Raw genomic sequence first — 658 nt, 5'->3', positions numbered from 1 at the left:
ATCGGCTGGGCCGCCGGGACCCACGTGTCCGCGGCACTGCTGGCGGCACTGTCCGGCTGGCTGATCGTCACCGCCTCGACGCGGCCGCCGGTGCTCTACCTGCTGGCCGTGATCGTGCTGGTGCGCGGGTTCGGCCTGTCCCGGGCCGTGTTCCGCTACCTGGACCGGCTGACCACCCACGACGCCGTGTTCGGCTGGGCCACGGAGCTGCGGCTGCGCCTGTGGGACGCGCTGGGCCGTCAACCCCGGCTGTGGGGGCGGGTGGGCCGGACCGACGGCGCCCTGTCCCTGTTGGTCTCGGACGTGGACGCCTTTCGGGACGCGGTGCCCCGGGTGCTCGTGCCTGCCCCGGCGGCCCTGCTCGCCTGGCTGGCCACCGCCGCCCTGACCTGGGCGTTGGCCCCGGAGCTGGCGGTCGTGGCCCTGGTGCCCGGGGCGGTCGCCCTGGTGGTGATCCCCGCGCTGGTCGCCGTCCTGGACCGCCGCCAGACCGCGGCCCAGGTGCGAGGGCAGGGCGCGCTCGTCGACCGTGTGGCCGCCGTGCTGAACGCGGCCGGGGACCTGCGCGGGCTGGGGCTGACCGAGCCTGCGCTGAGGGGACTGGCGGTGCTGGACGACCGGCTGCAGCGTCCCCGCCGTCGGGCCGCGTGGGCCGCCG

1 pseudogene is annotated in these 658 nt (G+C 77.2%); it reads left to right on the top strand.

Going from position 1 to position 658, the window contains the following annotated elements:
• Positions 1 to 24: 24 nt before the first annotated feature.
• Positions 25 to 658 (top strand): annotated as a pseudogene (locus HMPREF3105_RS01545) (thiol reductant ABC exporter subunit CydC); the annotation flags it as partial.

Origin of the sequence: Micrococcus sp. HMSC31B01, assembly GCF_001816085.1 — a bacterium.
Lineage (GTDB): Bacteria > Actinomycetota > Actinomycetes > Actinomycetales > Micrococcaceae > Micrococcus > Micrococcus luteus.
Note: the sequence above shows the minus strand (reverse complement) of the source record. Positions and strands in the feature narration are given on the sequence as shown.